The organism is Pseudonocardia lacus (assembly GCF_018531445.1).
GTDB classification, from domain to species: domain Bacteria; phylum Actinomycetota; class Actinomycetes; order Mycobacteriales; family Pseudonocardiaceae; genus Pseudonocardia; species Pseudonocardia lacus.
Genome location: NZ_JAHDTH010000315.1, coordinates 1 through 5,958 on the forward strand (window position 1 = coordinate 1; position 5,958 = coordinate 5,958).

The 5,958-nt window shown below is 76.9% G+C and carries 7 protein-coding genes; all 7 read right to left on the reverse strand.

The window, feature by feature from the left end:
• Nucleotides 1–254, reverse strand: a 254-nt coding sequence (locus tag KIK08_RS36605) for a hypothetical protein (protein WP_214407906.1), incomplete at its 3' end; no start/stop codon positions are given.
• Between the two features lie 99 nt (nucleotides 255–353).
• Nucleotides 354–1,577 (reverse strand): DNA-processing protein DprA, encoded by a 1,224-nt coding sequence (gene dprA / locus KIK08_RS36610; RefSeq protein WP_214407907.1) that lies wholly within the window; start codon nucleotides 1,575–1,577, stop codon nucleotides 354–356.
• On the reverse strand, nucleotides 1,574–3,079 hold the full coding sequence (locus KIK08_RS36615) for a YifB family Mg chelatase-like AAA ATPase (protein ID WP_214407908.1): 1,506 nt from the start codon (nucleotides 3,077–3,079) through the stop codon (nucleotides 1,574–1,576). The genes dprA and KIK08_RS36615 overlap by 4 nt, the downstream gene beginning before the upstream one ends.
• Nucleotides 3,079–3,438 carry a YraN family protein gene (locus KIK08_RS36620; protein ID WP_214407909.1) on the reverse strand — a complete coding sequence of 120 codons (360 nt, stop codon included), beginning with the start codon at nucleotides 3,436–3,438 and terminating at the stop codon, nucleotides 3,079–3,081. The genes KIK08_RS36615 and KIK08_RS36620 overlap by 1 nt, the downstream gene beginning before the upstream one ends.
• Before the next feature lie 146 nt (nucleotides 3,439–3,584).
• Nucleotides 3,585–3,908, reverse strand: a complete 324-nt coding sequence (locus tag KIK08_RS36625; protein ID WP_214407910.1) for a DUF2469 domain-containing protein — start codon at nucleotides 3,906–3,908, stop codon at nucleotides 3,585–3,587.
• Nucleotides 3,909–3,927: 19 nt separating this feature from the next.
• The gene (locus tag KIK08_RS36630; RefSeq protein ID WP_214407911.1) at nucleotides 3,928–4,812 is read right to left on the reverse strand and encodes a ribonuclease HII; all 885 of its coding nucleotides are present in this window, start codon (nucleotides 4,810–4,812) and stop codon (nucleotides 3,928–3,930) included.
• A gap of 140 nt (nucleotides 4,813–4,952) precedes the next feature.
• A partial coding sequence (gene lepB / locus KIK08_RS36635) for a signal peptidase I (protein WP_408004787.1) occupies nucleotides 4,953–5,958 on the reverse strand: 1,006 nt, incomplete at its 5' end.

Consider the following 5,958-nt stretch of genomic DNA (forward strand, 5'->3'; position numbering starts at 1 on the left):
TGGCCCTCGACCGGGCGGGCGGTGGCCGGGTCGAGCCGACCCCAGGCCGCCGGCCCGGCCCGGCGGGCGGCCGTGCTCCCGGGCTCCGCGGCCGGCAGGTCGAGCCGGGCGGTCGTGAGCAGGCCCCGCGGGTCGGCCCGCCGGAGACCACCGGAACCGGGGGTCGAGGACGCGATTGGCGCAGGTGAGGGCGCGGGGGCGCCGCGCCGGTCGACACCACCCGCACCCACCCCGCCGCCGGTGATCGTCCGCATGCCGAGCCGATTCCCGGCACCACCCACGCCAAACGCGATGCACCGCAGATATCGCGGTGCCCGCCGCACATCACCTGATGACCGCGATACGTCGCCATCTCAGGCCCTCCGCCGGGTCGCCGAGCGCTGCCAGCGCCCGTCGAAGTGCTGGACCAGCCCACGGCGCTCCAGCTCCACCAGCGCGGCGCGCACCGCACCGACCGGCACCCCCGCTTCCAGGGCCAGCCACGCCGCCTCCCGGGCCGCCCGGGCGGGCAGCGCGTCGTGCACCAGCGCGGCGACGGTGCTCAGGCCGTCGGTGGCGCGGTCGTGCCCGACGCCGGGCGGGGCGGCCAGGTCGGCGCCGATGCGGCCCACCGCCTCCAGCACCTCGTCGGCCCGGGTGACCAGCACCGCGCCCTCGCGGATCAGCCGGTGGCAGCCGGCCGAGACGCTCGACGTGACCGGGCCCGGCACGGCCAGCACGTCGCGCCCGAGCGCGGTGGCGTCGGCCGCGGTGCGCTGGGCGCCGCTGCGCAGCCCCGCCTCCACGACGACGGTGCCCGCGGTGAGCCCGGCGATGAGCCGGTTGCGGACCAGGAAGCGGTGCCGGCCCGGTACGCACCCCGGCGGGTACTCGCTGACGACGGCGCCGGTGTCCAGGATCCGTTCCAGCAGGCCCTGGTGCGCGGCCGGGTAGGCGCGGTCGGCCCCGCAGGCCAGCACGGCGACCGTCGGACCACCCACGGCCAGCGCACCGCGGTGGGCGGCGCCGTCGATGCCGATGGCGGCCCCGGAGACCACGGTCCAGCCCCGCTCGGCCACGCCGGAGGCGAGCTCCGCGGCCATCTGCGTGCCGTACCGGGTGGCCGCCCGGGAGCCGACGAGCGCGACCGCCCGCTCGCACAGCAGGTCGAGCCGGCCGCGGCCGCGCACCCACAGCGCGAGCGGTGCGATGAGCCCGCCCGGCCCGTGCGGGGCGAACGCCGTGAACGCCTCGGCCGGCCACTCGGCGTGCTCCGGGGTGACCAGGCGCAGCCCGGCCGCCGCGGCCGCGGCCAGGTCGGCCGCGACGCGGTGCACGTCGCGGCGGGCGCTGGTCTCGGCGGCGACCCGCTGGTCGACGTGGCCCGTGCGCACCCGATCGGCGGCCTCGACCGGGCCCACCTCGGCGACCAGGGCGGCCAGCGCACCGGCGGGCGGCTCGGCGACCCGCGACAGGTAGCCGCGGGCGGCCAGGACCTCCCGGGCCGGCTCCCCCGGACCGGGACCCGGGTGGGACGAGGGCCCGGCGTGGGGTGGCGCCGCGACCGGGGTCGACGGTCCGTCCGTCGGCGCGCTCATGCCGCCCTCCGGTCGCGGAAGAACAGCGCCGCCTCGACGTGCTCGCGGTCGGGCCGGTCGCGTCCGTCGAGGTCGCTGAGCGTCCAGGAGACCCGCAGGGCGCGGTCGGCCCCCCTGGCGGTGAGGTCGCCAGCGGCCAGGGCGGCGTCGATCGGCCGGACGACCGCCCGCGGCAGCGCGAAGTCGCCGCGCAGCACCGGTCCGGGCACCTCGGCGTTGGTGCGCCAGCGGCCGTCCCAGCGGCGGGCGGCCGCGGCCCGGGCGACGAGCACCCTGGCCCGCACGACCGCGGTGCCCTCCGCCTCCCGCGCCGGTGCGGACAGCGCGGTCACCGGGACCATCCGGGCGCGCAGGTCGACCCGGTCGAGCAGCGGGCCCGACAGCCGGCCCAGGTAGCGGCGCCGGGCCAGCGACGGGCACACGCAGTCGCGGTCGTGCGCGGGGGCGCACGGGCACGGGTTGGCCGCGAGGACCAGCTGGAAGCGGGCCGGGTAGCAGGCGGTGCCGTCGGCGCGGGCCAGCCGGACCTGGCCGTCCTCCAGCGGGGTGCGCAGGGCGTCGAGGAGCTTGGGCCCGAACTCGGGCGCTTCGTCCATGAAGAGCACGCCGCGGTGGGCCAGCGAGACCGCGCCGGGCTTGGCCATCCCGCTCCCGCCGCCCACCAGCGCCGCCATCGAGCTGGAGTGGTGCGGGGCGATCATGGGCGGCAGCGTGCTCACCGCGCCGCCCGGCGGCAGCTGCCCGGCGACCGACCGCACCGCGGCCAGCGCCAGCGCCTCGGCGGCGTCGAGCCGGGGCAGCAGCCCGACCAGCCGCTGGGCGAGCATGGTCTTGCCGGTGCCGGGCGGGCCCACGAGCAGCAGGTGGTGCCCGCCGGCGGCGGCCACCTCCAGCGCGTGGCGGGCGTCGTCCTGGCCGACGACGTCGGCGAGGTCGGGCGGGTCGGGCTCGGGCGCCACGCACACCGGGCCCGGGCGGACCAGGTCGCGGCCCTCGCAGAGGAAGCCGAGCACCTCCTCCAGCGCGCCGGCGCCGAACACCTCGATGCCCGCGACCAGCGCCGCCTCGTCGAGCGCCGCCTCGGGCACCACCGCCCGGCGCATCCCGGCCCGGCGCGCCGCCAGCAGGCTGGGCAGCACGCCCCGTACGGGGCGCAACCGGCCGTCGAGGGCGAGCTCGCCCAGCAGCACCGTGCCGTCGAGAGCGGCCTGCTCGATCGCTCCGCCCGCGGCGAGCAGGCAGCAGGCGAGTGCGAGGTCGAAGCCGCTGCCCGCCTTGCGGAGGCTGGCCGGCGAGAGGGCGAGCACGATGCGCTCGTTGGGCCAGTCGCGCTCGGAGTTGACGATGGCCGCGCGGACCCGGTCGCGCGACTCGTTGAGGGCGGCGTCGGCCAGCCCGACCAGGTGGAAGCCGGGGAGCCCGCCGCCGATGTCGGCCTCGATCTCGACCAGCCTGCCCTCGACCCCGACCAGGGCAACCGACCACGCGCGCGCCAGGCCCATCAGAACGCACCCCGGTAGTGGGTGATCTCCACCGGGTGCCCCGGCTCGGCCAGCACCGCGACGACGTCGAACCGGAGCCGGACCCAGCGCACCTGGTGCGCCGCGAGCCAGACCTGGGTGACGCGGCGGATGCGGTTGGCCTTGGCCCGGGTGACCGCCTCGGCCGGCGACCCGAAGCGGGCCGCCGACCTGGTCTTGACCTCGCAGACGACCACCAACTGCGACCGGTCGGTGGCGACCAGGTCGAGCTCGCCGTCGCGGCACCGCCAGTTGCGGGAGAGGATCACCAGACCCTGCTGCTGCAGGTGGTGCGCCGCGAGATCCTCGCCGCGGCGCCCGAGCACGTCCTTGGCTGCCATGGCGACCACGATCCGCGAGCGGACCCGGCCGCGGGACGGCTTCCGCGCCGACTGTGGACAACTGCCCGCTTGGGGACAACCACCGCGGATCGGGCCGCGCGCGAACCGTTGCGTCGGTGCCGTGCGCTACGGCGCGGCGCGTGCGGTCAGCTGCCGAACTGGTTGCCCTCCGGCAGCCGCAGCTCCGGTTTGTCCAGCTCCTCGACGTTGACGTCCTTGAACGTCAGCACCCGGACGTTCTTGACGAACCGGGCCGGCCGGTACATGTCCCACACCCAGGCGTCGGACATCCGGACCTCGAAGTAGATCTCGCCGTCGGCGTTGCGCGCCGCGACGTCCACGGAGTTGGCCAGGTAGAAGCGGCGCTCCGTCTCCACCACGTAGGAGAACTGGGACACGATGTCCCGGTACTCCCGGTAGAGCGTGAGCTCCATCTCGGTCTCGTACTTCTCGAGGTCCTCGGCGCTCACGACACCTCCTCACCGACGCTCACAGTTGCATTCCCCCTCCGGAACCCACCTCGGACGACCCGTCGATGGGCGCCCCATTGTGGACCCTGGGCCCGGTCGGCCCCACATCGGCGGGGTCGACGGGCGGTTCGGCGACCCCGAACGGGGTGTCCAGCGGGGAGTCGAGCAGGGAGTCGGGCGGGGCGCAGGCCGCGCGGGCGGCCCGGACGTTGACGAACGAGAAGCGGTGCACGCGGCTCGGTCCGTGGGCGGCGAGCGCGGCGTCGTGGACGGGGGTGCAGTAGCCCTTGTGCTCGGCGAAGCGGTACTGCGGGAACTCGGCGTCCAGCCCGACCATGATCCGGTCGCGGGTGACCTTCGCGAGCACCGAGGCCGCGGCCACGCAGGCGGCCGCCTGGTCGCCCTTGGGCACGGCGAGCGCGGGCGCTCCGAACCCGCGAACGGGGAACCCGTCGGTCAGGACGTAGCCGGGCCGGGTGGCCAGCCCGGCCACGGCCCGGCGCATGCCCTCGATGTTCGCCACGTGCACGCCGCGGCGGTCGACCTCCTCGGGCGGGATCACGATCACGGCGTGGTCCGCCGCCCGGCGGACGATCACCTCGTAGTACTCCTCGCGGGCGGCCGCGCTGAGCTGCTTGGAGTCGGTGAGGCCGACGAGGTGCTTGGCGTCGCCGGCGCGCAGCACGCACGACGCCACGACGAGCGGTCCGGCGCACGCGCCGCGCCCGGCCTCGTCGACGCCGGCGACCGGACCGAGGCCGTGCCGGTCGAGGGTGGTCTGCAGGGTCCAGGTGCCGGCCGAGCGGCGGACCACGGCGCGGGCGGGGCGCAGCTCGGGGGGCAGGATCGGGCCGGCGGGGCGACGGGGCCGGGCGCGGGTCGCGGTGCGGCGGGCAGCGGGCATGGGGGGCGTGCTCTCCGGCGGTGCGGCGGGATCGGGGACGGAGCGCGGCGTCGGGAACGGCGCGCCGGGCTCCGGGCACCACGATGCCGCACGCGGTCGAGCGGCCGCACCCGGCCCGGCCGGTGCCGGAGGGGCCGGCGTCAGCGCCACCGTCGGCGATCCGGCAGGAAGCCGGCGAAGCGGTCGCGCGCATCGGCGCGGACGTCGAGCGAGCGGCGGCCCCGGTGCAGCAGCGGCACCGCGAACAGCGCCCCGAGCGCCAGCGGCGCCCCGGCGCCGGAGGCGCCCATCCCGACCGCGGTGGAGCCCTGCGGGTTCGTGGTCTCGATCCCGCCGAACCGGTCGACCGGAAGCACGATCAGGCGCGCCTTGCCGATGATGTTCTCCACCGGCACCGGGCCGTGGCCGGGCACGCGCGAGTCCGACGAGTTGTTGCGGCTGTCGCCCATCATCCAGAGCTCGCCCTGCGGCACGGTGATCGGCCCGAACGCCTCCTGGCGGGGCGGGCCGGCCTCGGGCAGGTAGTAGACGTAGGGCTCCTCGAGGGGCTGGCCGTCGACCATGACGCGGTTGCGGCTGTCGCAGCACTGCACGGTCTGCCCGCCGACCGCGATGATCCGCTTGACGAAGTCCTTCTCGTCGGGCGGCGCGATGCCGATCAGCGAGCCGAGCTGCTGCAGGCCCGCGGTCAGCGCGTTGCTCGGCGGGGAGACGGTGACCTCGCTGCTCCAGCTGTCGGGGCCGCGGAACACCACGACGTCGCCCGGGTGCGGGTCGCTGAACCGGTAGGTGACCTTGTCGACCAGGACGCGGTCGTTGTTGCAGCCGGCGCAGCCGTGCAGCGTCAGCTCCATCGACCCGGACGGGATGACGTAGACCTTGGCCAGGAACGTCTGGATGAGGAACGTCAGCAGCAGGGCGACCACGACCAGCAGCGGCAGCTCGCGCCAGAAGGCCGGGCGGCGCCTGCGGCCGGTGCGCGGCTTCTTGCCCGACAGCGCGTCGGCCTGCTTCTTGTACTCGGCGGCGGGCCGGCTGCCGGCCGTGTCGCCCGCGTGGCGCCGGGCGCGGCGCCCGGCGCGGTGGTCGTCGTCCGGGGTGGCGTCGTCGGCGCCGGGCTCGGGCGGATCGGAGGCCCGGGGCTCG